Source organism: Gordonia alkanivorans NBRC 16433 (assembly GCF_000225505.1).
Classification (GTDB): domain Bacteria; phylum Actinomycetota; class Actinomycetes; order Mycobacteriales; family Mycobacteriaceae; genus Gordonia; species Gordonia alkanivorans.
The window spans coordinates 21,544-46,814 of sequence record NZ_BACI01000097.1 but is presented as its reverse complement, the minus strand read 5'-3'; the positions used below and the strand labels follow the sequence as shown (position 1 = coordinate 46,814).

The 25,271-nt window shown below is 68.2% G+C and carries 26 protein-coding genes and 1 pseudogene; 15 read left to right on the top strand and 12 right to left on the bottom strand.

Annotation, left to right across the window (positions count from 1 at the left end):
• Positions 1-13 precede the first annotated feature (13 nt).
• Positions 14-1,255, bottom strand: coding sequence for an MFS transporter (locus tag GOALK_RS17165; protein WP_035755101.1), 1,242 nt, complete (start codon positions 1,253-1,255; stop codon positions 14-16).
• A gap of 111 nt (positions 1,256-1,366) precedes the next feature.
• Here GOALK_RS17165 and GOALK_RS17160 point away from each other — a divergent pair, with 111 nt between their 5' ends.
• On the top strand, positions 1,367-2,557 hold the full coding sequence (locus GOALK_RS17160; protein WP_006360109.1) for an ATP-grasp domain-containing protein: 1,191 nt from the start codon (positions 1,367-1,369) through the stop codon (positions 2,555-2,557).
• Positions 2,558-2,630: 73 nt separating this feature from the next.
• Positions 2,631-4,127 (top strand): flavin-containing monooxygenase, encoded by a 1,497-nt coding sequence (locus GOALK_RS17155; protein WP_006360108.1) that lies wholly within the window; start codon positions 2,631-2,633, stop codon positions 4,125-4,127.
• A gap of 10 nt (positions 4,128-4,137) precedes the next feature.
• On the opposite strand, the gene GOALK_RS17150 is transcribed toward GOALK_RS17155, so the two are convergent.
• The 3 genes from GOALK_RS17150 to GOALK_RS17140 are packed head-to-tail and all read right to left on the bottom strand — an operon-like array spanning position 4,138 to position 6,574.
• Entirely contained in the window at positions 4,138-4,752 is a 615-nt protein-coding gene (locus GOALK_RS17150; RefSeq protein ID WP_006360107.1) for a TetR family transcriptional regulator, read from the bottom strand.
• A gap of 17 nt (positions 4,753-4,769) precedes the next feature.
• The gene (locus GOALK_RS17145; protein WP_006360106.1) at positions 4,770-5,450 is read right to left on the bottom strand and encodes an ABC transporter ATP-binding protein; all 681 of its coding nucleotides are present in this window, start codon (positions 5,448-5,450) and stop codon (positions 4,770-4,772) included.
• Positions 5,447-6,574, bottom strand: a complete 1,128-nt coding sequence (locus GOALK_RS17140) for an ABC transporter permease (protein WP_040004316.1) — start codon at positions 6,572-6,574, stop codon at positions 5,447-5,449. Before GOALK_RS17140 ends, GOALK_RS17145 begins: the two co-directional genes overlap by 4 nt.
• A gap of 139 nt (positions 6,575-6,713) precedes the next feature.
• Here GOALK_RS17140 and GOALK_RS17135 point away from each other — a divergent pair, with 139 nt between their 5' ends.
• Positions 6,714-7,742: a zinc-binding alcohol dehydrogenase family protein gene (locus GOALK_RS17135; RefSeq protein WP_040004315.1), complete on the top strand. Its 1,029-nt coding sequence runs from the start codon at positions 6,714-6,716 to the stop codon at positions 7,740-7,742.
• 1 nt (position 7,743) lies between these two features.
• Here GOALK_RS17135 and GOALK_RS17130 read toward each other — a convergent pair whose 3' ends face one another.
• Complete coding sequence (locus GOALK_RS17130) at positions 7,744-8,520, bottom strand: SOS response-associated peptidase (protein WP_035755199.1); 777 nt, start codon at positions 8,518-8,520, stop codon at positions 7,744-7,746.
• A 62-nt stretch (positions 8,521-8,582) separates the two neighbouring features.
• The gene (gene ybaK / locus GOALK_RS17125; RefSeq protein ID WP_006360101.1) at positions 8,583-9,077 is read right to left on the bottom strand and encodes a Cys-tRNA(Pro) deacylase; all 495 of its coding nucleotides are present in this window, start codon (positions 9,075-9,077) and stop codon (positions 8,583-8,585) included.
• Positions 9,078-9,258: 181 nt separating this feature from the next.
• Between ybaK and GOALK_RS17120 the strand changes: the two genes are divergently transcribed.
• A complete protein-coding gene (locus GOALK_RS17120) occupies positions 9,259-10,092 on the top strand; it encodes a sigma-70 family RNA polymerase sigma factor (RefSeq protein ID WP_006360100.1) in 834 nt (277 codons plus the stop codon).
• A complete protein-coding gene (rsrA, locus tag GOALK_RS17115) occupies positions 10,089-10,376 on the top strand; it encodes a mycothiol system anti-sigma-R factor (RefSeq protein ID WP_006360099.1) in 288 nt (95 codons plus the stop codon). The genes GOALK_RS17120 and rsrA overlap by 4 nt, the downstream gene beginning before the upstream one ends.
• Positions 10,377-10,497: 121 nt before the next feature.
• On the opposite strand, the gene GOALK_RS24675 is transcribed toward rsrA, so the two are convergent.
• On the bottom strand, positions 10,498-10,572 hold the full coding sequence (locus GOALK_RS24675) for a 50S ribosomal protein bL37 (RefSeq protein WP_369758845.1): 75 nt from the start codon (positions 10,570-10,572) through the stop codon (positions 10,498-10,500).
• Positions 10,573-10,725: 153 nt separating this feature from the next.
• Here GOALK_RS24675 and GOALK_RS17110 point away from each other — a divergent pair, with 153 nt between their 5' ends.
• A complete protein-coding gene (locus GOALK_RS17110) occupies positions 10,726-10,941 on the top strand; it encodes a biotin/lipoyl-binding carrier protein (protein WP_005195222.1) in 216 nt (71 codons plus the stop codon).
• Between the two features lie 15 nt (positions 10,942-10,956).
• Positions 10,957-12,486: a sensor histidine kinase gene (locus GOALK_RS17105; protein WP_006360097.1), complete on the top strand. Its 1,530-nt coding sequence runs from the start codon at positions 10,957-10,959 to the stop codon at positions 12,484-12,486.
• Positions 12,487-12,563: 77 nt separating this feature from the next.
• Here the strand turns inward: GOALK_RS17105 and GOALK_RS17100 are convergent, their stop codons facing one another.
• Positions 12,564-12,818 carry a WhiB family transcriptional regulator gene (locus GOALK_RS17100; RefSeq protein WP_004023450.1) on the bottom strand — a complete coding sequence of 85 codons (255 nt, stop codon included), beginning with the start codon at positions 12,816-12,818 and terminating at the stop codon, positions 12,564-12,566.
• 445 nt (positions 12,819-13,263) lie between these two features.
• On the opposite strand from GOALK_RS17100, the gene GOALK_RS17095 reads away from it, so the two are divergent.
• Entirely contained in the window at positions 13,264-14,502 is a 1,239-nt protein-coding gene (locus tag GOALK_RS17095) for an MFS transporter (RefSeq protein WP_006360096.1), read from the top strand.
• On the opposite strand, the pseudogene GOALK_RS17090 reads toward GOALK_RS17095, so the two are convergent.
• Positions 14,421-15,355 (bottom strand): annotated as a pseudogene (locus GOALK_RS17090) (diacylglycerol/lipid kinase family protein). The gene GOALK_RS17095 and the pseudogene GOALK_RS17090 overlap by 82 nt on opposite strands.
• A gap of 128 nt (positions 15,356-15,483) precedes the next feature.
• On the opposite strand from GOALK_RS17090, the gene GOALK_RS17085 reads away from it, so the two are divergent.
• Together GOALK_RS17085 and GOALK_RS17080 are read left to right on the top strand one after the other, a co-directional pair.
• Positions 15,484-15,930 carry a hypothetical protein gene (locus GOALK_RS17085; protein WP_035755124.1) on the top strand — a complete coding sequence of 149 codons (447 nt, stop codon included), beginning with the start codon at positions 15,484-15,486 and terminating at the stop codon, positions 15,928-15,930.
• A gap of 109 nt (positions 15,931-16,039) precedes the next feature.
• Entirely contained in the window at positions 16,040-16,828 is a 789-nt protein-coding gene (locus GOALK_RS17080; RefSeq protein WP_006360093.1) for a ParA family protein, read from the top strand.
• Positions 16,829-16,838: 10 nt separating this feature from the next.
• On the opposite strand, the gene GOALK_RS17075 is transcribed toward GOALK_RS17080, so the two are convergent.
• Both GOALK_RS17075 and GOALK_RS17070 read right to left on the bottom strand, forming a co-directional pair.
• Positions 16,839-18,113 carry an Rv3212 family protein gene (locus GOALK_RS17075; RefSeq protein ID WP_006360092.1) on the bottom strand — a complete coding sequence of 425 codons (1,275 nt, stop codon included), beginning with the start codon at positions 18,111-18,113 and terminating at the stop codon, positions 16,839-16,841.
• Between the two features lie 18 nt (positions 18,114-18,131).
• Positions 18,132-19,784 carry a DEAD/DEAH box helicase gene (locus GOALK_RS17070; RefSeq protein WP_006360091.1) on the bottom strand — a complete coding sequence of 551 codons (1,653 nt, stop codon included), beginning with the start codon at positions 19,782-19,784 and terminating at the stop codon, positions 18,132-18,134.
• A 339-nt stretch (positions 19,785-20,123) separates the two neighbouring features.
• Between GOALK_RS17070 and GOALK_RS17065 the strand changes: the two genes are divergently transcribed.
• Positions 20,124-20,816, top strand: coding sequence for a ferritin-like fold-containing protein (locus GOALK_RS17065; RefSeq protein ID WP_006360090.1), 693 nt, complete (start codon positions 20,124-20,126; stop codon positions 20,814-20,816).
• Between the two features lie 113 nt (positions 20,817-20,929).
• Entirely contained in the window at positions 20,930-21,160 is a 231-nt protein-coding gene (locus GOALK_RS17060; protein ID WP_006360089.1) for a DUF3107 domain-containing protein, read from the top strand.
• A 102-nt stretch (positions 21,161-21,262) separates the two neighbouring features.
• Here the strand turns inward: GOALK_RS17060 and fasR are convergent, their stop codons facing one another.
• Positions 21,263-21,943, bottom strand: coding sequence for an HTH-type transcriptional activator FasR (gene fasR / locus GOALK_RS17055; RefSeq protein ID WP_040004314.1), 681 nt, complete (start codon positions 21,941-21,943; stop codon positions 21,263-21,265).
• Positions 21,944-22,009: 66 nt separating this feature from the next.
• On the opposite strand from fasR, the gene GOALK_RS17050 reads away from it, so the two are divergent.
• The 3 genes from GOALK_RS17050 to GOALK_RS17040 all read left to right on the top strand — a co-directional run bounded on the left by GOALK_RS17050 (position 22,010) and on the right by GOALK_RS17040 (position 25,236).
• Positions 22,010-23,053: a DUF3152 domain-containing protein gene (locus GOALK_RS17050; RefSeq protein ID WP_006360087.1), complete on the top strand. Its 1,044-nt coding sequence runs from the start codon at positions 22,010-22,012 to the stop codon at positions 23,051-23,053.
• A 72-nt stretch (positions 23,054-23,125) separates the two neighbouring features.
• Complete coding sequence (gene moeZ / locus GOALK_RS17045; RefSeq protein WP_006360086.1) at positions 23,126-24,322, top strand: adenylyltransferase/sulfurtransferase MoeZ; 1,197 nt, start codon at positions 23,126-23,128, stop codon at positions 24,320-24,322.
• Positions 24,323-24,381: 59 nt separating this feature from the next.
• Positions 24,382-25,236, top strand: a complete 855-nt coding sequence (locus GOALK_RS17040; protein ID WP_006360085.1) for a TIGR02569 family protein — start codon at positions 24,382-24,384, stop codon at positions 25,234-25,236.
• The last annotated feature ends 35 nt before the right edge of the window (positions 25,237-25,271 follow it).

The following is a 25,271-nucleotide window of genomic DNA, read 5'->3' as shown; positions in this document are numbered from 1 at the left end:
ACGGCGATGATGGTCAGTCGCCGAGGCGCCTGACGGCGATGATGGTGAGTATCAACGCCACCAGCGCGAGAACCGCGACGCCGATGTTGAAGGCGATGCCGGCCGGCCTCAGTCCCCACTGCTGTGCGGCCACACCCTGCCCGACGATGGGCAGTGAGATCGCGACGTAGGCGACCACGAAATAGGTTGAGGTGACCTCGGCGCGTCGATCGGCCGGGCTGGCCGCGACCACCGACGCCAGCCCCTTGCTGAACGACATGCCCTGCCCCACACCGCACACCACCGCGCCACCCAGCAGAGCGGCGGTCGACGTGGCGACCAGGCCGACGATCGACAGGCAGGTGCCGCCGATCAGGATCGCGCAACCGGCGATCAGCGCGGACTCGGTGGGCATGCGCCGCACCACGATCTGCGTGACCGCCGAGGAAGCGAACAGCACGAAGACGAGGAAACCGGTGAACGCGCGGTCGTCGATGCCCAGTATCTGAGTGACGAACGAGGGCATGACGCCGGTGAACGTCCCCATGACCGCGAAGCCGGCGAACGCGGCGATCGACGCGCGGACGAACACGCCGCGTACGTCGGCCGGTACGGAGAGCCGCTGAACACCAAGACGGGCACCGGGTTTGACGTCGACCGTCTCCTGCAGTCGCCAGATGCCGGCGAAGGCGAGAGCCAAGAGGGCGAGGTCGAGGAAGAACGGGGTGTGCAGGGGATTGGGCGCATACTCGGCGATCAGGCCGGCGATTAGCGGTCCCATCCCGAGTCCGCCGATGTTGGCCGCGGTCGCGACGGCGGGCCCCCGGCCCCGCCACGACGGCGGTGCCAGTTCGATGACCGCGGTCGTCGCGGCGCCGGCGTAGATCCCCGCCGACAACCCGGACAGCACCCTGCCCACCAGCAGCTGCCAGACCGGTCCGGCGGTGAGGAAGACCACGGCGCTGGCCACTGACAGCAGGGCGCCGGCGATGAGCAGCTTGCGCCGCCCGATCACATCGGACCAGCGGCCGAAACCGATCAATGCGGCGATGACACCGACCGCGTACACCCCGAAGACGACCGTCGTCGTGGCGACACCGAAGCCGAGCTTCTCCCCGTAGAGCGAATAGAGCGGTGTCGGCAGCGTCGTCCCGAGCATGACGACGGCGAAGGCGTAGACCGCCGCCACGAAGGAGGGGGTGGTCGAACGAGGCGCGGCCGATGCCGATGCACCTCGGCCGGAACGGGATGACGGGGTGCCGGATCGATCAGTCATGAGACTGCCAAACTACCGCCGGACCGGATCGGGGCGCTCACCGGTAACAGATCCTCGTCATCTGTCCGTCATCACGGGCCGGGTGCCGTCGCGTCGCCTATCGTCCCTGCCATGCAGGCCTCTGAACCGCACATCCTCGTGACCACATCCCGGATGCCGTTCGCCGTCGACGAGATCCACAAGCTCGGGGAGACCGGGCGGGACGTCACCGCCGCGGACACCTTCCGAGCGGCGCCGGGAAGTCACTCCCGCGGCGCGCGACGCCATCTCGTGTTCCCCGCACCCACCCAGCAGACCACCGCCTTCGTCGACGCGGTGATCGATGCGATCGGCGAGCACGGCATCACCTGGCTGCTCCCGATGTTCGAGGAGGTCTTCTACCTCGCCAGACACCGCGACCGCATCTCCGCCGCACACCCCGACGTCGAGTTGTTCTTCCCCGATTTCGAGACCCTCGCCCGCGTCCACGACAAGGTCGGGTTCACCGCCCTCTGCCGCGAACTCGGACTCCCGGCCGCGGAATCGGTGACCACGACGAGCCGCGACGAGCTGCGCGAGGCCACCGAGAAGTGGCCGCACTGGTTCGCCCGGGCGGCCTTCGGTCGCGGCGGGCTCGACGTCCTCACCAACACCGGGCCGCTGGCGGGGGAATCGTCGATCGACGACGTCAGCCCGACCCCCGCCGATCCCTGGCTCGTCCAGGAGTACCTCACGGGCGCCGACCGGTGCAGCTGGAGTGTCGCCCATCACGGCGAGATCGTGCTGCACTCCTGCTACGAGCACCCCCTCGCGATCGACGACCGCGGCGGCATCGTCTTCCAATCCGTCGACTCGCCGGAATCGCTCGCCGCAGCGCAGACCATTGCGCGAGAACTGAACTGGCACGGGCAGATCAGCTTCGACTACCTCGTCACCGACGACGGCGTCCACCACATGGTCGAGTGCAATCCCCGACCGACAGCGGGGTGCACGGTCGCGAGCGCCGAGGAGTTCGACGCCGCCTTGTTCGATCCGGGTGACCTCGTCGTCGTCCCCGCGGGCCGCAAGAAGATGATCAAGGCCGCGGTACTGCGTGATGCGCTCAAGCACCCTTCTCATCTGCGCCGGAATCTCGCCGTGGCCAAGGGAGCGGGCGGCGTGTACGACCAGCCGGGCGACCACCTGCCGCTGATCTACTCGGCCCTCTCGCTGCAGCACATCCTGGCCTATCGCAAGGAACTCGGACTCGACCGGAACAAGCGCGAGGAACTGATGGCGACACAGTTCTTCGATGTGCTCTGGGACGGCACCACGATCGCCTGACCAGGTCCGATACACACGACGGCGGTGTGTGCTAAGTTACAGTAACTGTCGGTTACAGTTATTGGGGTCTCTCATGCAACCTGCACACGACGCGCCTGCCCACGACGTGCTGATCGTCGGCGCCGGCTTCGGCGGAATGGGTGCCGCGATCGCCTTCAAACGCCTGGGCATCGACGACATCGCGATCCTCGAGCGCGAGGACGACCTCGGCGGGACCTGGCATGTCAATCACTACCCGGGTCTCGCCGTCGACATCGCCTCGGTCACCTACTCGTATTCCTTCGAGCCCAACCCGAACTGGTCGCGTCTGTTCGCGCCCGGTCCCGAGCTCAAGCGCTACGCGCACCATGTCGCGGACAAGTACGACCTCAAACGGCACATGGAGTTCGGGACGACCGTCGACTCCGCCGAGTGGGACGACGACGCGCGGCGGTGGCGGGTGCGGACCGGTGACGGAACGGAGCGCACCGCCCGCTACCTCGTCACCGCGACCGGCTTCCTCTCCCAGCCCCACGTCCCGGACTTCCCGGGGATCAAGAACTTCCAGGGGACGATCCTGCACACCGCGGCGTGGGAGGACGGCTTCGATTTCACCGGCAAGAAGGTCGCGGTCATCGGAACCGGTGCGACGGCAGTCCAGCTGATCCCGGAGGTGGCCGAGCGTGTCGATGCGCTCACCGTCTTCCAGCGGACGCCGATCTGGGTGGTGCCCAAGATCGACTTCGCGATCCCGTCCGCGGTGCAGCAGCTGTTCCGGCGAATCCCGTTGACGCAGAAAGTGGCTCGCCTGGTCAACACCTCACTGCTGGAGCTGCTGATGGTCTCCGGCGTCCTGCATTTCAAGCAGCTCAAGCCCGGCAACAAGTTGGCGGCCCGGCTGGCCAAGGCGCACCTGCGGTCCCAGGTCTCCGACCCGGAATTGCGTCGGAAGCTGACACCCGACTACGACTTCGGCTGCAAGCGGCCGACCTTCTCCAACACGTACTTCGCCAGCTTCACCAAGCCGAACGTGATGCTGCAGACCAGCGGCATCGCCCGCCTCGAGGCCGACGGGATCCTGGCCGGCGACGGCACGAAGACCGAGATCGACACCCTCGTACTGGCAACGGGATTCAACCTGTGGGACGTGAACTTCCCGGCCTTCGACATCGTCGGGCGTGAGGGGCGCAACCTCGGAAAGTTCTGGCGAGAGGGCAGATTCCAGGCCTACGAGGGTGTCACCGTGCCGACGTTCCCCAACTTCATCTCGCTCAACAGTCCGTACTCGTACAGCGGCTTGTCGTACTTCACCACGATCGAGGGGCAGATGAAGCACATCACCCGGCTCTTCGGTGAACTCCGACGCCGCGGGCAGGACACCTTCGAGGTCACCGAGCCCGCCAACGACGCCTTCCTCGACGAGGTGACCGACCGTCTGCAGTCCTCGGTCTTCTACAACGGCAACTGCGTGGGCTCGCGCAGCTACTACTTCAACCAGCACGGCGAGGCGACGCTCCTGCGTCCGGCCTCCACGCTGCGAACCCTGCGGGAGATGGACTCGTTCCCGTTGAGCGACTACGCCTTCCGCTGAGCGGCTCGAGTCAGCGGTCGGTCAGTCCCAGGTAGTCGCCGATCAGCCGGCGGATCATCGCAGTGATCTCCGCGCCTTCGGCTCGTGTGGGATCCTCGGTAGCGGTCGTGGAATGCTCGGCCCCCCACGACCTGCACGCCTGGACGATCATCGAGTCGATCAGCTGCGCGACCTCGAGCGGGCGCGGTTCGCCGTGCGCGATCAGGGCGTCGACGAGCGGTTCCTGCAATTCCCGGTGGAACCGTTGCATCGGCTCCTGCAGGACGCTCGGATCGACGATCCGGACGAGCGCATTCGCCACTGCCTGTTCCGACCCGACGATCAGCTCGACGTTCGCACAGATGTATCCCCAGATCTGCTGTCCCGGTTCGGTCTGGGCACCGACACGATCGCGGACGAACCGATCCCAACTGGGGAGGAGATCGGCCAGGACCGCGGCCACGAGTTGCTCGCTGGACGAGTAGTACTGATACACGCTCGAGCGGGCGAGGCCCACGCGCTTGCCGACCGCGGCAAGGGTCGGTGCCTCACCGGTTTCCGCGAGGATGGCCTTCGCGCCGTCCAGGATCGCCTGCTCCTGCTTACGTCGGTGCTCGGCGACGGTGGGCGCCTCGATGCGTGGCAAACGCCCACCTCCTCAGCTCATGCGGACGCCGCAGACCCTTCGTTCAGATGTCCGTCGACGATCTCGTACACCTTGTCACAGTGTAGGAGAACGTCCTGGTCATGGGTCACCATGACCGTCGCGACGCCGTGTTCGTGGGCCTCGCGAGCGAGCAGTTCGACGATCTCGTGACTGCGCCGCCGGTCGAGGGCCGCGGTGGGCTCGTCGACGAGGAGGACATCCGGCCGGGTCATCAGCGCTCGCGCGATGCCGACGCGCTGCCGCTCACCGCCCGACAACTGATGGGGGCGGCGCTTCGCCTTGTGCGACATACCGACACCGGCGAGCAGTTCGGCCGGTGAGCGGGCCTCGGCGACGCGACCGAACGTGAGTGGCAGACGCAGCTGGTCCTCGACGGTCAGCGCGTCGAGCAGGTTGCCGCTCTGGAACACGAATCCGATGTGTTCGCGACGGATCCGGGTCAGCTCGCGCTTCGGCGCGGTTCCCAGGTCGGCGTCGCCGACGGTGACCGTCCCCGACGTCGGGGTGATGAGACCGCCCGCGACCGCGAGCAGGCTGGACTTGCCGGAACCGGACGGGCCGACGACGGCGACGAACTCGCCTGCGGCGACCTCGAGGGTCACCGCGTCGAGTGCGGTGACCACGTCTTCCCCGTCACCGTGGACGAGACTGACGTCGTTGAGTGCGAGCGCGGTCATCGGTTGCCTCCCAAGGCGGTCAGGGGGTCGACCCGGGTGATGCGGAGCACCGCGACGGCGGCGCCGATCATGCCGAACAGGATCAGCAGCCCGCCGGCCGCGGCGACCGAACCGGTCTCCAGGGCGAAGGGCATCGGGGTGGAACCGATGGCGGCACCGAGGCCGACGCCGATCCCGATGCCGATGCCGGCAGAGACGAGCAGCAGGATGAACGACTGCATCAGCGAGTCGCGCAGAAGGTAACCGGTCGAGGCGCCCATCGCGCGCATCACGGCGATCTCCTGCCTGCGCTGGATCGTCCAGACCGTGAAGAACGCGCCGACGACCAAGGCCGAGATCGCGTAGAGGAAGGCCTGGATCAACGTGAGGGTTGACGTCTCGGCGGTGTAACCCGGTGAGGCGCCGAAGGATTCGTCGAGAGTCAGCGAGGTGGTGTCGGCGGCGGCGTCGCCGGCGGCCAGATCGACCGAGCTGTCGGTCTTCACCGCTACGGCGGTGATGTCGTCGTAGACGCGCGGCGGCACGGGCTCACCGGGACGAGCGCCGGCGCGGATCTCCTGCCACGTCTTCAGCGGCACGAACGCGACGTCTACGTGTCCGAAGGTGCTCTGGCCGTCGAGGATTCCGACGACCCGCAGCTGCGTGCCGAGCGGCTCGACGGTGACCGTGTCACCGATCGACAGTCCGTCCTCGGCAGCGGTCTCGCTGATGACGAGCTCACCGGGGGTGTTCGACAGCGACTTGCCCTCGGAGGCGGTGGGGCTGACGAAGCTGCCCGGTTCCACGCCGAAGAGGGCGAGGTCGATGTCGACGCCGGTGTTGGTGCGTCCGTTGATCAGGGTGTTGCCGAACGGTGCGGCGTCCTCGACGCCCGGCTGCTCGGCCCATGTCCCGACCGCCGACGTCGGCACCAGGGAGCGGGAGAAGGCGGAGTCTGTGGCGATGTCCTTCTGGAAGGCGAAGGAGGTCACCGGCAGTTTCTTCAAACCGGAGACGCCGTCGTTGACCAGGCCCACCGACAGGCCGCTCAGCAGTACCATCAGGATGGCGATCAGCGCGACCACCGACCCCATCAGGGCAAATCGTCCGCGTGCGAATGAGAGTTCTCGAAGGGCAAGGAACACGTCACTGCCCTCGCATGTTTACCGACACCATGTCGGCAACGATACCGACACTGTGTCGGGAAGGTGTACTCCGTTCGGTGTGAGACCGGTCATTCGCAACACCGTGCCGCGCCGTGCGGGCGGGTTTAGCCTGAGGTACATGCGCGCTTGGGCGGTGACCGAGCCGGGGCCGATCGACACCCGACCACTACGGCTCGTCGACAAACCGGAACCGCGGCCCGGGGCCGGCGAACTGCTGGTCCGGGTTCGTGCTTGCGGTGTCTGCCGTACGGACCTCCACGTCGCCGAGGGTGATCTGCCGGTCCGCCGCGCAGAGGTGACGCCCGGACACGAGGTCGTCGGGGAGGTCGTCGAACTCGGTCGCGACACCGCCGGCTTCTCCCTCGGTGACCGCGTCGGCGTCGCCTGGCTGCACCGCACCGACGGGACCTGTGATCGCTGTGTCCGCGGTGCCGAGAACCTCTGTGCGGCATCGGTGTACACCGGATGGGACGTCGACGGCGGGTATGCCGAGCTGGTGACCGTGCCCGCGGGCTTCGCCTATCCGCTGCCGTCCGGCATCGACGACGTCTCGATCGCGCCGCTGTTGTGCGCGGGGATCATCGGCTATCGCGCGCTACGGCGGACCGGCCTGCTCGACGACCTCGGAGCCGGCTCCGATCGTCCGAAGCGGCTGGGGCTCTACGGTTTCGGTGGGAGTGCGCACCTCTGCGCACAACTGGCGATCGCCCTCGGGATCGAGGTGCACGTCCTCACACGTGGCGAGCAGTCCCGACGCCTGGCCGCCGACCTCGGTGCGGCGTCGGTCGGCGATGCCACCGATGCGCCGCCGGTGTCGCTCGACGCCGCGATCACCTTCGCCCCGGTCGGCGAGCTGGTGCCGGTGGCGATGCGCGCGCTCGATCGCGGCGGCGTCCTGTCGATCGCCGGCATCCACCTCACCGACGTTCCGCCGCTCAACTACGAGCGGGAACTGTTCTACGAGAAGGAGATCCGCTCGGTCACCGCCAACACCCGCGCCGACGGCGCCGAGTTCCTGACGCTGGCCGCCCGGCACGGCGTCCGGGCGACGACGCACGAGTACCCGATGTCACAGGCCGACCGCGCGCTCGCCGACCTGGCCGCCGGACGGTTCGACGGGGCAGCGGTTCTCGTCGCCGACCTCTGAGTCAGAGCGGGTTGAGCAGCTCCGGCCCGTTGTTGGCGACGCGGTTGACCAGCGGCGCGACCCCGCGGATGTCGATCGCCTCGGCGAGCGATTCGGCCGGCGGCGCGAACAGGTCGTCCGGTGCCCGGTGATCCGGATCGAGCCAGGCATCCCAGTTGTCGTACGGCATGATCAGCGGCATCCGGTCGTGGACGTCGCGCAGTTTGCCGACCGCATCGGTGGTCAGGATCGAGCAGCTCAGCAGCGGCGGGGCGTGATCGGAGTGCTTGTCATGCCACACCGACCACAACCCGGCCATGAACAACCGGGTGCCGTCCCGCGGGGACATGTAAAACGGGATCTTGGTGGGCTTGCCCCTGCTGTCGAGCGGGCCTTTCTTCCACTCGTACCAGCCGTCCATCGGCACCAGGCACCGCTTGGACTTCACCGACGCGCGGAACGAACTCTTCTCCGCGGCGGTCTCGGCACGGGCGTTGAACAACAGTGGCCCCTTGCCGACCTCTTTGCTCCACGGCGGCACGAGCCCCCAGCGCATGGCGCGGATGCGCAGCAGCGGATCGTCGTCGGGATCCTCCGGCGAATGCCGTTTGACCACGGTCATCACCGTGGTCGTGGGCGCGACGTTGTAGTTGGGGCCCAGTGCGCGAGGTGCGGGGGTGTCGAGGTCGAGGGCATCGGGATCGGCCGGTTCCTTCGCCGGCTCGGGTACCTCGTTGACCGCGTCGATCTCCGCCGCGAGCTTCGCCGGATCGGTGGTCACCGCATAGCGTCCGCACATGGCCACCATGCTGCCCTACGCCTGACCTCCTGTAGTAGATGTTTTCGCGGGAAGAAGAACCCTCACACCGCGATGTCGGCGACCACTGCTTTCGTCACCGCGACGAGGTCTGCGGGTGCCAGTGCGATCTCCAGTCCACGCCTGCCCGCGCTGCAGAGAATCCGGTCGAACTCGAGCGCCGAGGAATCGACGACCGTCGGCAGAGCGGTGCGCTGGCCGACGGGGGAGACGCCGCCGAGGACGTAGCCGGTGCTGCGGGTGACGGCCTTGGCCTCGGCCATCTGGGCCTTCGACGCCCCGAGCGCGGCGGCGGCCGCCTTCACCGACAGCTTGCGGGGAACCGGGACCACGGCGACGGCGAGACCGGGGCGGCTACCACCGGACAGTTCGACGACGAGCGTCTTGAAGACCTGTTCACCGACGATGCCGAGGGTGTCGGCGAGCTCGTCCACTGCTTCGGTGCCGAAGGACTCCGACCGCGGGTCGTGGTCATAGCGGTGGACGGTGTGCGCGATCTTCGCGCGTTCGAGGGCCGCGATCGCGGGTGTTGCCGCCATGGTCGGGGTGCCTCCTGGTGGGACGTGTCGGTGTCTGACCTGGAGAGCGTATTCGACCAGCGCTCTGTTCACCGTGACGAAAAGGGGTGCCGGTCACGTCGGGAACAAACCGCCCGGCCCGACCTGTTGTGACTGGTTGCGACACGAAGATCGGGAGCGCATGCGAGGAGGTAGAACCGAGATGAGCACAACGGCGGTACTCGAGCCACCGGTACTCGTGGAGGCGACGCACCTCCTGGCCGGGCCGGGGTCGGTAAGCTTGACCGGCAACGTCCCAGTGACGCCTCTCATCGAAGGGATCGTAGTGGCCGAAGCCGAATCAGCCGACACCGAAGCAGCCGTTACGGAGTCCACCGCGACCGGAACCGCTGCGCACGTGTCCGCCGAGAAGGGTGCGCCCCGACGCGCCGACCCGAGCGAGTCCCCCGAGGAGCTCACCGAACGGTTCGAGCGCGACGCATTGCCGTTGCTCGACCAGATGTACGGTGCCGCCCTGCGGATGACCCGCAATCCCGCCGATGCCGAGGACCTGGTCCAGGAGACCTACATCAAGGCGTTCACCGCTTTCGCGTCGTTCCGGGAGGGCACCAACCTCAAGGCGTGGCTCTACCGGATCCTGACCAACACCTACATCAACGGCTACCGCAAGAAACAGCGCCAACCCGCGCAGTACCCGACCGACGAGATCACCGACTGGCAGCTCGCGGCGACCGCAGAACACACCTCCCAGGGGCTGCGCTCGGCGGAGATCGAGGCCCTCGACGCCCTTCCGGACGACGAGATCAAGGCCGCGCTGCAGGAGCTTCCGGAGGATTTCCGGATGGCCGTGTACTACGCCGACGTGGAAGGCCTGCCGTACAAGGAGATCGCCGAGATCATGGACACCCCCATCGGCACCGTCATGTCCCGACTTCACCGAGGACGTCGTCAGCTGCGTGAGCTGCTGGCCGACGTCGCCCGGGAGCGTGGTTTCCACAGATCTGCCACGGCCAAGGGTGCGGAGGTGGCGCGATGAGCGACATCGATCCGGAAGTCACCCAGCTCGACTGCTCGGCCGTCATCGCCGACGTCTGGTTGCTGCTGGACAACGAATGCGACGAGAACGCCCGCATGCGGCTCCAGGGGCACCTCGACACCTGCCCGTCGTGCCTTGCCCACTACGGCATCGAGCGGCAGCTGAAGGCGCTGGTCAACCGCAAGTGCGGCGGCGACCAGGCACCGCAGGGCCTGCGTGATCGTCTGCGGGTGGAGATCCGCAAGACGGTCATCGTCCAAGAGGTCGCCGAGACCGACCGCTGAAGCCCCCGTCACCCCCGGCTGATCCGGGGGTGACGACATGAAAAAGCCCGGGTGGCCATGATGGCCGTACCCGGGCGTTTTTCTTGGTGCTCGTTCGCCGAACCCCGCCGTGAGGCGAAGATCAGGCGTTCGGACGCTTGCCGTGGTTGGCAGCGTTCTTCTTACGAGCGCGCTTCTTGCGTCCGCGCTTTCCCATGACGCATCTCCTTTTGCCGGCGGATGGGGACATCACAGTGTCTCAGGCATTCTCCCACGTGCCAAAACCCGGCCGGCCACCGACCGGTCGCGATCGGTCCCGACCCGGCCCCGACCCGTCGTCGCCGGTCACCTCGTGGGCTAACTTATGTGCATGGCTGAAGACGTGGTGGCAGAGATCGTCGCGAGTGTCCTCGAGGTCCTGGTCGCCCCCGGACAGCAGATCGAGGTCGGCGACACCCTCGTGCTGCTGGAGTCGATGAAGATGGAGATTCCCGTTCTCGCCGAGGAACCGGGCACCATCGCCGACCTGAAGGTGAAGGTGGGCGACGTCATCCAGGCCGGCGACGTCATCGCCACCTTCGAATAACCCGCGCCGCACCCCATGTCGACACTTGCCGACCTGCTCGCCGAGCACACCACCCTCTCCGACGCCGCTGCGGCGCACCTGCAGCGACTCGTCGCCGAGTGGCAGTTGCTCGCCGACCTCTCCTTCGCAGATTTCCTCCTGTCGGTGCGCACCGACGAGGGGGCCGTGGTCACCGTCGCGCAGTGCCGGCCCAACACCGCGTCGACCGTCTTTCCCACGGACGAGGTGGGCCGGGTCATCGACACCGCGGTGCACCCGCAGGTGCTCCGCGCCTTCGATTCCGACAAGGTCCTCCGCGACGAGGACCCGACGTGGTTCGGGGCCACCGCGATGCGGCAGGAGGCGGTCCCGGTCGGCTTCGACGGTGCGGTGATCGGTGTGCTGACCCGCGCCGTCGACCTCACCCATCCGCGGCTGCCGTCGCCCCTGGAGCTCGCCTACCAGGACTCGGCGGACGATCTGTGCCAGATGGTCGCCGACGGCACGTTCCCGCACGAGGAGGGCAATCCGCGGGGATTGTCGACGCCTCGCGCGGGTGACGGTTTCATCCGGCTCGACCGGACCGGGACGGTCACCTACACGAGCCCCAACGCGCTCTCGGCGTTCCACCGCATGGGCTGGACGGCCGAGCTCAACCACACGCGGCTCTCCGACGTGGTGAAGCAACTCGTCACCGAGCCGTTCGAGGCCGACGATGTCGCGATGATGCTCGACATCGCGGCCGGGGTGGCCGAGGTGCCGACCGGCCCGTACCGCGACATCGGCATGCGGGTGGAGGCCGACGCCCGACGCGCGACGGTCCTCATCCGGGCGGTGCCGCTCCGCCCGAAGGGTGAGGAGTCGGGGAGCGTGGTGCTCATCCGCGACGTCACCGAGGTCAAGCGGCGCGACCGCGCGTTGATCAGCAAGGACGCGACCATCCGGGAGATCCACCACCGGGTGAAGAACAATCTGCAGTCGGTGTCGGCGCTGCTGCGCCTGCAAGCCCGGCGAACCTCCAACACCGATGCCCGGGAGGCGCTGAACGAGGCCGTGCGCCGCGTCGCGTCGATCGCTCTGGTTCACGAACTGCTGTCGGGCAGCGTCGACGAGGAAGTCGATCTCGACGAGGTCGTCGACCGTCTCGTCCCGATCCTGGTCGACGTGGCGTCCAACGAGTCACGGGTGACGGTGCGTCACCGCGACCGGCTAGGGGTTCTCCCCGCCGAGCTGGCGATGCCGTTGGTGATGGTGCTCACCGAACTGATCCAGAATGCGATCGAGCACGGTTTCGACGGTTCGCCCCGATCCGACGCAGAGATCGCGGTCATCGCCGAACGCGACGTGCGCAACCTCCGTATCGCGGTGCGCGACAACGGCTCCGGACTGCCCGAGAACTTCGACCTGGCCACCTCGGATCACCTCGGACTCCAGATCGTGAAGACGCTCGTGTCGATCGAACTCGGTGGCGAGCTCGACGTCCGGCCCAACCCGGAAGGGTTGGGAACCGAAGTCGGAGTGCATATTCCGCTGCGTTCCTGCGAACGCAGTTCTTCCGTGGGGTGAGAACCGTTGCCGGACACGAAAAAACCCGGCCGTGGCCGGGTTTCTTCGAATCCGGGCGAACGCCGGCTCGGATGAGCCTAGACGCTGCTACGGGTGCGGGTACGCGCGGTACGCCGCTTCAGCGCGCGACGCTCGTCCTCGCTCATGCCGCCCCAGACGCCTGCATCCTGGCCCGACTCGAGGGCCCACGAGAGGCAGTCAGCGGTGACAGGGCACCGTGCACAGACGAGCTTCGCGTCGGCGACCTGTGCGATGGCCGGACCGCTGGTTCCCACGGGGAAGAACAGCTCCGGATCCTCGTCGCGACAGATGGCCTTGTGACGCCAGTCCATTCCACTACTCCTTCAGGCGCGTTTCCGCGCACCACTCGATTAGTTGATTGCTTGCTGATTGTTTGGCTGGTAACTCTCAGTTCACGCGGCCGCACCAAATGTTTCCGCGTTGTTGCTTGTGAATACTTTCACGAATCCGGCCGAAGTCAATGGTTCTCGGTTAACACGTGGGCAACATCACGTCCCGCGCCTACCACTTCGGCCGAAGGCGCCCCCACGGGGGGTACGGACAGCGGGTTCGCCGTCCGTGTAGTAGCCTACGCGCACTCGCCGACGACTGTCGATGAGTTTCCGCAGTTCGCGCCCCTCCCAAGGCCCGAAATAGTCCGTGACGTGGAGTGACGTGTCGCGTATTCTTGCTCACATGCGTCGACGATGTTGATCCACACCACGCCGATCCGGCCATGACGGGCCGGGTCCACAACGGCGATTAACGGCCGCGGCTGTGAGCGCCGCCCTCTTCGAGGACCTGATACCGCTCTACCCGGTCTACGTGATTCTGTTCGCCGATGCCACCGTTCCCGGGGCCGGGTTGACGGCCGCCGAGATCAGCGCACTGTTCGCGATCTGGTCGCTGTCGACGGTGATCGTCGAAGTGCCGACCGGGATCCTGGCCGACCGATTCTCGCGACGCCGCCTACTGGTCGCGGGACCTCTGGTCACCGGCGCCGGCTTCGCGCTCTGGACCTACGCGCCCTCCTTCCTCTCCTTCGCCGCCGGCTTTGTGCTGTGGGCGATCGGCGGATCGCTGCGATCCGGCACGAACCAGGCGCTCGTCTACGACGAGCTCGCGCATCTCGGCAGGTCGCAGGACTACGCACGGCTCTCGGGCGCGATGCGGGCGGCGGCCGCGGTCGGGGTCATCGGCGGCACGGCCCTGGCGGTGCCACTCCTCGCGTGGGGCGGATACGCCGCCGTCGGTACCGCAAGTGTCGCGGCCTGCGTGCTCTGCGCGTTGATCTCCGCAGGACTACCGGAGACGGGCCGGATCGGAGTGGGGCGCTCCGGACCGGACGTGACGCCGGATGCCGGCACCGCCGACCTCGACGAACCGCCGGTCGGGTGGTTCGCGATCCTTCGCGGCGGGCTGCACCACCTGCGCAACCAGCCGACCGCACGCCGGCTGCTGATCCTGGTCGTCGTCCTGACCTGGGTCGCGGCGCTCGACGAGTACCTGCCGTTGCTGGTCGAGTCCTTCCTGAGCGGCACGGTGTCGGGCGTCGCGACGCCGGAGTCTGTCGCACTGCTCATGATCGTGGTCGCAGCCGGGGACATCTGCGGTTCCCTCGCGGCCCGGCGCGTCCGGGATCCCGCTGCGATCGGCCCCGCGGTGGGACTCGGCGCATCGGTGCTGATCGTGGCCGCGCTGTGGGGTCACCCGGCCGGTGTCGTCGGCGTGGCCGTCGCGTTCGGGATCTTCGGGTGGGCGCTGGTCGTCGCCGACGCCGCTCTGCAGGACCGACTGGACTCCGCGTCGCGGGCGACGGTCACGTCGATCGCGGGCGTGGGGGAGGAGGTGGTCGCGATCCTCGCCTTCGCCGGATGGGCTGCGGGATCGGTACATCTGGGGCCGGCGGCGTTGTTCGCGATCGCCGCGTCGCCCTATGCGGTGGCGGCGGGTGCGATGACGGTCAGGGCGTCGCGCCGATGGCGAAAACGTATGTCGCGGAACGCACCGATGTAGTCGCCGTCCATCTGCACGTCGATCGGGGCCTCCGCGATGAACCGGACCTCGTCGACGTCGTCGTCGCGAAAGAGGTGTGTGCCTTGGGATCTGCCTGGGTCAGCAGCCGCGTGGCGAGCGGGAGGTTGCGCAGGACCCCGGTCGACGTCGCCACGAACACGCCGAGTCCGGTGTCGAAACCGGTGGTCGGATTGGTGCGGATCTCGCGCGGCCCGAGATAGGTCCACGGACTGGTGTTGGAGACGAAACCGAAACGGGCGCCGACGATCCGGTCGCGGCCGGGGATCTCGACGTCGAACGTCGCCGAGCTGCCGGCCTGCTTGAGGAAGCTGCTGACGGTGGTCCACAGATACCGGGCGGGCGTGGCGGCCTTGCCCGCATGCCGCTTGTCCTCCATCGCGTGCACCACGACGGCGTCCATGCCCATGCCGGTGTTGAACAGGAACCAGCGGTCGTCGGTGTGACCGAGGCCGATTCGACGGCTCTCCCCGACGTCGAGGAGCGAGATGATCTGCTGGGTCGCGAGCAGCGGGTCGGGGTCGATGCCGAGGGTGCGCGCGAAGACGTTCGCGCTGCCGCCCGGGATGACGGCCAGACTCGGCCGGCGCCTCGCGGGATCGCTCGTCCCCGGGGGATCGAGGAGGCCGTTGGTGGCCTCGTTCACCGAGCCGTCGCCGCCGTGGACGATGACCGTGTCGAATTCCTCGGCGGCCGCACGGGCGGCGAGGTCGAAGGCATGCCCACGGTGGGTGGTCAGCTCGACGTCGAGGTCGAAGTGAGCGCTCAGTGTGTGCACGAGAGCATCGCGCCCGGCCGGACTGGTCGCGGTGGCGAAGGGGTTGACGATGAGCATGACGCGCACGACACCCGAGGATATGGGGTAGGTGGCCCAAGCGCGCAATCCGCCCTGCGTCCCGGTGCCGGGAGGGGGCCCGTGGGGTGCGCGGCCACCGCCCGACCGGCGCCGAATACCCTGGACGCGTGAGCACGGAGAAGGACCGCCCGGAGCAGGACCGGCTTGAGATCGACGTCGATCCGTCGGTGACGCCCACCCAGATCAAGGTGGCCGGCGCGGTGACCACCGTGGAAGGCCTGGTCGGCGTCGCGGTGGCGGTGATCCTGGTGATCCGCGGACTCGCCGGACACGAGGAGACGGCCATCAGCGGCTACGGCACCGCCATCTGGTTCGGGATCATCGGTGGCGGCGTCCTCGTCGGCGGCGTGGCCCTGTTGGCGGGTCGGCGCTGGGGTCGATCGATCGCGATGGTCGCCCAGATCCTGCTGCTTCCGGTCGCGTACTACCTGTACACCAGCGGCTGGCCGGTGTTCAGCGTGCCGTTGGCACTCGCGGCGATCGCGGGGCTGGTGATGCTGTTCAGCCCGGCCGCCGTGCGGTGGCTCGCCGGGGATCTCGAGCCCGACCACTGAGCCCTTCACTGGTCGCGGGATCGGGCATCCCGATCAGTTGACCCAGTTGTTACCGCAACCCTGACTCTTATATGTCGACGCCCGGGCGGGCGCCCGTACAGTAGGGCACATGACGCGCATCCTTGCGATTGCCAATCAGAAGGGTGGGGTCGCCAAGACCACCACGGTCGAGTCCCTCGGAGCCGCACTTGCCGACCTCGACGTGTCGGTCCTCGTCGTCGACCTCGACCCGCAGGGCTGTCTCACCTTCTCCCTCGGCCATGATCCCGATCAACTGGAGTCCTCGGTGCACGATGTGCTGCTGGGCGACGAGGAGATCGCCGACGTACTCCTCGACACCGAGGACAAGGTGACGCTGCTGCCCGCCACCATCGACCTGGCCGGTGCCGAGGCGCTGCTGCTGATGCGGCCGGGACGTGAGTACGCACTCAAGCGGGCACTCGCCGAGGTCGGGCAGGACTTCGACGTCATCATCGTCGACTGCCCGCCGTCGCTGGGCGTGCTCACGCTCAACGGTCTGACCGCGGCCGACGAGGTGATCGTCCCGCTGCAGTGCGAGACGCTCGCCCACCGTGGTGTCGGGCAGTTGCTGCGCACCGTCCGCGAGGTCCAGCAGATCACCAACCCCGACCTCACGATGCTGGGTGCGGTGGCGACGCTGTTCGACGCGCGGACCACGCACAGCCGCGACGTCCTCGCCGACGTCGCCGATCGCTACGACCTTCCGGTGCTGAACCCGCCGATCCCGCGCACGGTCCGTTTCGCCGAGGCGTCGGCTTCCGGTGCCTCGGTCATGCGGGGACGAAAGAACAAGGGCGCCACCGCATATCGCGAACTCGCGGAGAACCTGTGGAAGCACTGGGACGCGGGGGAGGACGTGCGGACCCTCGACTTCTGAGGGGACGACGTCAGGCCGGTCCGAAGGCCTCGACCGTCGTGCCGCGCTGTTCGACGACCATCTCGCCGATGACCCGCAGGCTCACCACCCCGTCCGGTGCGGTGCTGCGGGTGAGTGGGATCGACCGGATCTCACGTCCACCGGCCACGTCGCGCACGCTGATCCCGGACGCACTCGGCAGCAGGAGTTGCCCCGCCATCACCTCACCGGGGCCGAGTGTCGCCGGTACCTGGTAGATCGGTTTGAGGCTCTGCGCATCCAGCACCACGGTGGCCTTGCCGGTCCAGTAGGTGACGACGCCGTCGCCCCCGAGCGGGACGCTGTCCTTCGGAGGAATGGCGTCCCCGGCGACGGTGTTCGAGCCGGTGGCCACGCCCTCGGAGTCGAAGCGGCGGATCGACGGTCCGCTGTCACCGCCGAGCGCCGGTGGTTCGGCCGGACTCGCACCGCCGTCGTAGACGGCGATACCCGTCGACGACATCGCGATCACCACCGGCGGAGGTCCGCTGACGTCGCCGGTGATCAGCGTCGAACCGTACTGCTCGACGCGTTCGTCGTCGTCGAGGAGGGCGCCCAGCACGGTCAGCCGGTAGCCCGGGTCGTCGGCACAGCGTTCGACGACGGACAGGCGGTCGCCGGTGATGGCCGAGGAGTAGATGACGCAGTCCTTGCGCTTGGCCTCGTCCTCGGGGCGCACGGGTGCCTCCACGCGGCCGTACTCGATGCCGCGGACCAGGTTCGAACCCCACGTCTCCAGTCGCCCGGAGCCCTGGGCGACCACGTATCCGTAGTCGCTGACCAGCCGGAGCTCGTCGTCGGCGTCACTGGTCCGGGAGCCCTTGCGGGCACCGGTCTTCGCGTCGAGAGCGGTGACCTCCGAGCAGCCCCGCGAGTTGCGGTAGACCGCGAGCGCGAGGTCGGTGCTGGCGGTCCAGGCGGTGTCGACGACGCAGAGGTCGAGGTCCCGGCGATAGGACCACAGTTCGTCCCCCGAAGCGGGGTCGCGTCCGACGACGGTGCCGCCGTCGCCGGTCACCACCACCGAATCGGCGATCGCCGGGACGACGGTGGCGTCGGAGGCGGCCTGCCAGCGCGGCGCGAACGCGTCCGGAACCGCCGCGGGCTGTTCGACCTCGGGTGGGGTGGACTGCGCCTGAACGCTGGTCGTCCCGCGGACGGGGCTCACCAGCCAGGCGATCAGCCCGGCAACGGCGACGAGCACGATGATGGTCGCGGTGATCGCGAGATCGATCGGCCGGCGCCGCTCCGGTTTGACGCGTGCCACGCGTGGACTCGTGGTGGGTTACTCGGCTGCGGCCGGTGCGGACTGTGCGGCGACCGGGGTCGCGTCGGAGCCTGCACCCGAACCCTCGCCCGCCGTCGCGCGGTTGGCGCCGCCCCGACGGCGACGGCGACGACGCGGCTTCGAGGTTCCCTCGGCGGTGTCGTCCCCGGAGGTCTTCGCCTCGGCGTCGTCGGTGGTGCTCTTGGTGGTCTCGCTCTTGGTCGTCTCGGCGCTTGCGGCATCGTCGCCCTGGCCGCCGCGGGTACGACGACGGGTGCGGGTGGAACGCTTACGCGGCTCCCGATCCTCGCGCGTCTCGCGGGTCTCGTTCGGGTCGCGCGCCGGCTTGGCGGCCACGATCCGGCCGGTGACCGAGTCCGGGATGGACATCTCCTCGTGCAGGTGCTCGGAGGTGGAATAGGTCTCCGCGGGCTCGGGGATGCCGAGTCCGAGGGCCTTGTCGATGAGCTCCCAGCGGTGCAGCTCGTCCCAGTCCACGAGGGTCACCGCGATCCCGGTGCGGCCCGCGCGGCCGGTACGGCCGATCCGGTGGACGTATGTCTTGTCGTCCTCGGGGCACTGGTAGTTGATCACATGGGTCACGTCGTCGATGTCGATGCCGCGGGCGGCGACGTCGGTGGCGACGAGGACGTCGATGGTGCCGTTCCGGAACCGGCCGAGGGCCTTCTCACGGGCGATCTGACCGAGGTCGCCGTGCACGGCGCCCACCTTGAATCCGCGCTCGGCGAGATCGTCGGCGACCTTCTGGGCGGTGCGCTTGGTACGCGTGAAGATCATCGTCGCGCCGCGACCGTCGGCCTGCAGGATGCGGGCCACGAGTTCGGCCTTGTCCAGCGCGTGAGCACGGTAGGCGTACTGCTTCGTGCGGTCGTGCACGGCGGAGTCGTTGGCGTTCTCGGCCCGGATGTGCGTCGGCCGATGCAGGAAGGTGCGGGCCAGGGTGACGATCGGGCCGGGCATGGTCGCCGAGAAGAGCATCGTCTGACGCGGCGTCGGCAGCGCGGACATGATCCGCTCGATGTCCGGCAGGAAGCCGAGGTCGAGCATCTCGTCGGCCTCGTCGAGGACGAGGATCGAGACCTTGCCGAGCACGAGGTGTCCCTGCTGGGCGAGGTCGAGGAGGCGGCCCGGGGTGCCCACAACGACGTCGACGCCGGACTGCAGTTCGGCGATCTGCGCCTCGTAGGGGCGGCCGCCGTAGATCGAGGTGATCTTCAGCATGCGGTTGGTGACAGTGTCCTTCGGCCCGCTCGCTCCGCTCCCGGCGCCGGGGGCAAGGGTGACGTCGGTCTTGCGGGCGGCGATCTCGAGGTCGCTGGTGACCTGCACGCAGAGTTCGCGGGTGGGCACGATGATCAGCGCGCGAGGGGTGTTATCGAGGGGGCGGACACCCGTTGCCTCGGCGTTGGCGAGGCGATGGAGCAGCGGGATGCCGAAGCCGTAGGTCTTGCCCATGCCGGTACGGGCCTGACCGATGAGGTCGTCCCCGCCCATGGCGAGGGGGAGGGTCAGTTCCTGGATGGCGAACGTCTGGGTCTTGCCGTCGTCGGCGAGTGCCGAGACGATGCGCTCGTCCACGCCGAGTTCGGCGAAGGTGGGGGCGGTGTGGGTTTCGTCGACGATGGTCGTCTGCACGGCCGAATCGCTCATATGCGTGTGTTGCCTTTCTGGCCAGTCTCTTGCGCGCGTGTGATTCCTGCGCGCACGAGGAAAAGCTCGAAAGTGCGCGCGCAAATGTCGTGGTGGCACCGGGGATTCGACCGAGGTGTCGTGAGACGGACTCTTCGATCCGGCGAGGAACTCGCTGTCTCGATCCCGCGAGGAGATCGCGAGGGGGCGTCGTCACATCCAATCGGCCGCATCCACACGCTCGCGCCGGCGAGCACGCGATGATCACGCAGCTCAGCGGGCAGGCGCCGGGGGGTCCCGTCGGAGTGCACCGAAGTCGAGTGTACTTGGTGCTTCCGGAGAGGCCGCTACCATCACCTCATGGCGCCTGTACCCGACCCCTCCGACATCACCCCGGTAGCTGCGATCGAGACCCAGGACCGCGTGGTCGGGAAGCTGTTCGCGGTGCTGCTGGCCGGCGAGTTCGCCGCCTTCCATCGGCTCATCGAGGAGTCGGCGATGGCTCCCGACGTGCCCAGCAAGATCGCGATCGCGCGGATGGCCGCCTCCGAGGTCGGCCACTTCGACCGCCTCGCCGAGCGGGTCGAGACGATGACGGGCCTCACCGCCGCCGAGGCGGTGGAACGGTACCGGTCGGTCTTCGACCAGTACCACCGGGCCACCACCCCGAAGACCTGGTACGAGGCGCTGGTCAAGGCCTACGTCGGTGACGGTCTGGCCTCCGATTTCTACGTCGAGCTGTCCGACATGCTCCCGCCCGACTCGCGCACCGTGATGGCCGAGGTGATGGCGGAGACCGCCAACTCGGCGTTCGCCCGCGAGCAGGTCCGGGCGGCCGTCGAGGCCGATCCGTCGATCAAGTCCGCGCTGGTCCTGTGGGGGCGCCGTCTGCTGGGCGAGGCCATCACCCATGCGCAGTGGGTGCTCGCGGCCGAGGAGGAGGTCACCGATCTGCTGTTCTCCGGGGGCTCCTCGCTGTCGGGGGTCGCCCACTTCTTCGACGCGGTCGCGGCCAAACACGGCGAGCGCATGGCCGATCTCGGTCTCGGCTGACCAATCCGCTCGTTCCCTTGCTTTTTCGCTGTCAGCGGAGCGGCTGTCCGGTCCCGTGACCGCTGGACTAGCCTTGTGCGGCAAGCGTTGTTGACACCGGAGGAGGGCGGCACATGGCCGTGGAAGTGAAGATCGGCATCACCGACAGCCCGCGTGAGCTGACCGTCGCGACGTCGCTGACCAGCGACAAGGCCTATGCCGAGGTCGAGGCGGCACTCGGCGGCAAGCAGCAGTTGCTGGCCCTGGTGGACGAGAAGGGCGCCCGTTACCTGATCCCGGTCACCAAGATCGCCTACGTCGAGGTCGGGGCGTCGGAGAACCGTCGCGTCGGGTTCGGTTCCTGAGGCGGGACACAGACCAACGAACAAGGGTCCGGTGCGCACCTCGCGATCACTCGCGAAGGTCGCACCGGACCCTTGTCGTAGGTCTGGGTCTGTCGTCTGAGTTCAGGACTGACCGGAGTCGGTGTCCTCCGCCGGGGTCTCCGCGTCGGTCTGCGGTGCGGCCTGGCGCGGGAAGTGGGACAGACCGCCCCAGAGCAACGCGACGGTGGTGTCGACGGCCGTCTGCTTGTCCACGGGACGCTTGGCCTCGAGCCAGTAGCGCGCGTTGACCTGGCTGGCCCCGACGAGCCCGGAGGCGAGCATGCGGGAGCGGTACGGATCGAGACCGGAATCGTGCATGACCAGGCCGTACACTGCGTCCACGCAGGCCTCGGTGGCACCTTCGACGCGGCGGATGACCGCGGGGTCGGAGGCATCGGAGGAGAAGATCAGCCGGTAGCCGGAGTTGTCCTGGTCGATGAAGTCGAAGAAGGCCTCGACGGCGGCACGGACGCGCTTCCGGTTGTCGGTGGTGGTGCGCAGGGCGGTGTTCACGTCGCTGACCAGCTTCTCGGCATGCGAGTCGACGACCGCGATGTAGAGGTCCAGCTTCGACGGGAAATGCTGATACAGGACGGGTTTGCTCACTCCCGCGTGCACGGCGATCTCGTCCATCCCCGCGGCGTGGTAGCCGCGTTCGACGAAGATCTCACTGGCCGCATCGAGCAACTGCATGCGCCGTGCGCTGCGAGGCAGGCGCGTACTGCGTCCGGGAACCGAGGACGCGTTGGTTGCGGTCGACATGGCGAAGATCGTACTCGGGAGACCTTCCTGCGCAGTATCTGCGGTCCGCTGTGAGAAAGTTGTCCCGTGAGCCGCGCAGAGGATGGTGGCACCGGCCTTGATCAGGGACCGGTGCGCACCAAGGATGTCGGCCCGAGATCGTCGGGACGCCCCAAGCCGGACCAGCCGCTTCGGGCGCGCTGGGACCCGACCGATGACAGCGGCCGTCCCCGCGTCGACCGCGAGGCACAGCCCGAGTACAAGAAGCAGTCGTCGCTCGGCCGCTTCGTCTCGACGTACGGCTGGCGCGCCTACGCCATCCCGGTCCTCACGGTTCTCACGATCGCGCTGATCGTGGTGACCATCCAGGACGGGCGCGGTTCCGATCTGGCCCCGACCGCCGCGGTCAACCCGGACTCGGCTGCCCGCAACACCGACATCAACACCGAGACCCGCCCGATCGGTGCGCCGACCGGCGACATCCAGGCCGCCGCGCTGCCGGCCGGCACCCTTCCGCAGGGCGGACCGTTCACCACGCAGGGCCGCCAGACCTTCCGGGTGCTGCGCGGCGCGGGACCGAAGGTCGGCACCGGAGGCCAGGAGTACACCTACACCGTCGAGGTGGAGAACGGCCTGAACCCGCAGGACTACGGCGGCGACCCGACCTTCGCGAAGATGGTCGACATGACGCTGGCCAATCCGCGCAGCTGGATCGGCGACGGGCGCGTGAGCTTCCGGCGCATCGACCGCGGGGAACCGGACCTGCGCATCACCCTGGTCTCCACCGGCACGACCCGCGAACTGTGCGGGTACCAGATCAGGCTGGAGACCTCGTGCTACTACCCGCCGCAGGAGCGCGTGACCCTCAACGAGGCCCGCTGGGTCCGCGGGGCGCTGTCCTATCAGGGTGACGACATCGCCTACCGGCAGTACCTCGTCAACCACGAGGTCGGCCACGGACTCGGCTACGCATCGCATGAGCCGTGCCGCGAGGACGGGGCGCTCGCGCCGGTGATGATGCAGCAGTCCTTCGGCACCGACAACTCCGAGATCGTGGCTCTCGACCCGGACATGAAGGCCAACCGCTCGCTCGTCTGCCGCCCGAATCCCTGGCCGTTCCCCAAGCGCTGACCCCGGGAATGAGCGGACCCTTCCGGTGGTTGTGCCAAGAGTCCGTGTACTCGCCGAATACTGGAGGCGTTCGTGTCGTCGCAAGGGTCGCTCACCGGGTCGCTGCCACCGCTCGTGGAGCCGGCAGCCGAACTGAGCAACGAAGAGGTGGCCCGCTACAGCCGCCACCTGATCATCCCGGATGTCGGGATGGACGGGCAGAAGCGCCTGAAGAACGCGAAGGTGCTCGTGATCGGCGCGGGCGGACTCGGTTCGCCGACGCTGCTGTACCTCGCCGCGGCGGGTATCGGCACCATCGGCATCGTGGAATTCGACATCGTCGACGAGTCCAACCTGCAGCGCCAGGTCATCCACGGACAGTCCGACATCGGGCGCCCGAAGGCCGAGAGCGCGCGGGACTCGATCCTCGAGATCAATCCCTACGTCACCGTGAACATCCACGATCAGCGACTCGAACCCGAGGGCGCGATCGAGCTGTTCTCGCAGTACGACCTCATCCTCGACGGCACCGACAACTTCGCGACCCGCTACCTGGTCAACGACGCCGCGGTGCTCGCGCACAAGCCCTACGTCTGGGGATCGATCTACCGTTTCGAGGGTCAGGCGTCGGTGTTCTGGGAAGACGCCCCCGGCGGTCGCGGCATCAACTACCGCGACCTCTACCCGCAGGCCCCGCCGCCCGGGATGGTGCCGTCGTGCGCCGAGGGCGGTGTCCTCGGCATCCTGTGCGCCTCGATCGGATCGATCATGGGTACCGAGGCCATCAAGCTCATCTGCGGCATCGGCGAGCCGCTGCTCGGCCGCCTCATGGTCTACGACGCCCTCGACATGACCTACCGGACCATCAAGATCCGCAAGGACCCGGAAGGCGAGCGCATCGCCGGCCTCATCGACTATGACGACTTCTGCGGTGTGGTCTCCAGCGAGGCCTCCGACGCCGCGGCCGGGTCGACGCTCACCGCCGCCGAACTCAAGCAGAGGATCGACGCGGGGGAAAAGCTCGCGATCATCGACGTACGTGAACCGGTCGAGTGGGACATCGTCCGGATCGAGGGCGCGACCCTGATCCCGAAGGGCGAGATCCTCTCCGGCGAGGGCCTGGCGAAGGTTCCGCAGGATCGCCCTACGGTCCTCTACTGCAAGACCGGCATCCGGTCGGCCGAGGCACTCGCCGCACTCAAGCGGGCCGGTTTCGCCGACGCCACGCACCTGCAGGGCGGGGTGACCGCCTGGGCCAACCAGGTCGACAAGACGTTGCCGGTCTACTGACCGCCGTTCCCACCGCGTGCCTTCTCGAATCGGTCACCTGCGCTCGGTAATCTGGCCTGGTGAATACCGTCGAGCCGCCCGAACACGTGTTGAACACGTTCGGGCTCACCTCCCATCCGCCCGTCGCCATGGGCGAATCATGGATCGGTGGCTGGCGCGTCGGTGAGGTCGTGCTGTCGCTCGTGCCCGACCACGCGCGCGCCGCCTGGTCGGCCGCCGTCCGCGAGACGCTCTACGTCGAGGGCATGCGGATCGCACGCCCGTTCCGCGCCACAGACGGCCGCTACGTCGTCTCGGGTTGGCGTGCCGACACCTACATCGCCGGAACACCCGAGCCGCGCCACGACGAAGTGGTCCTCGTCGCCGACCGCCTGCACGAGGCGACCGCAACCCTCGAACGTCCGCGCTTCCTGCTGCAGCCGCCCGCGCCGCCGCACACCGACGTCGACGTCTTCACCGCCGCCGACCGCGCCGCGTGGGAGGAGGTCCCGTTGCGCTCGGCCCGTGCCGCGGGCATGGCCGAGCCGACCGCACCCGACGGGGTGCAGAGCGTCGAGATGCTGAGGACCCTTGCGAAGCTTCGCAAGCCGGTCGACCTGCCGTCCCAGGTCGTGCACGGCGACCTGTTCGGCACCGTGCTCTTCGCCGGTGCCGCGGCGCCCGGCATCACCGACATCGTCCCGTACTGGCGACCTGCTCCGTGGGCGGCCGCTGTCGCGGTGGTCGACGCCCTCGCCTGGGGCGGCGCCGACACCGAACTCATCCAGCGGTGGTCCGATCAGCCGGAGTGGCCGCAGATGATGCTGCGGGCGACGATGTTCCGTCTGGCCGTCCACGCGCTGCACCCGCGCTCGACCGCCGGCGCACTGCCCGGGTTGCAGCGGGTCGTCGAGCTGGTACGTTTGCTCGTATAACCGCAGCTCACAGCCCCGATCTGAGTTTGTCGGAG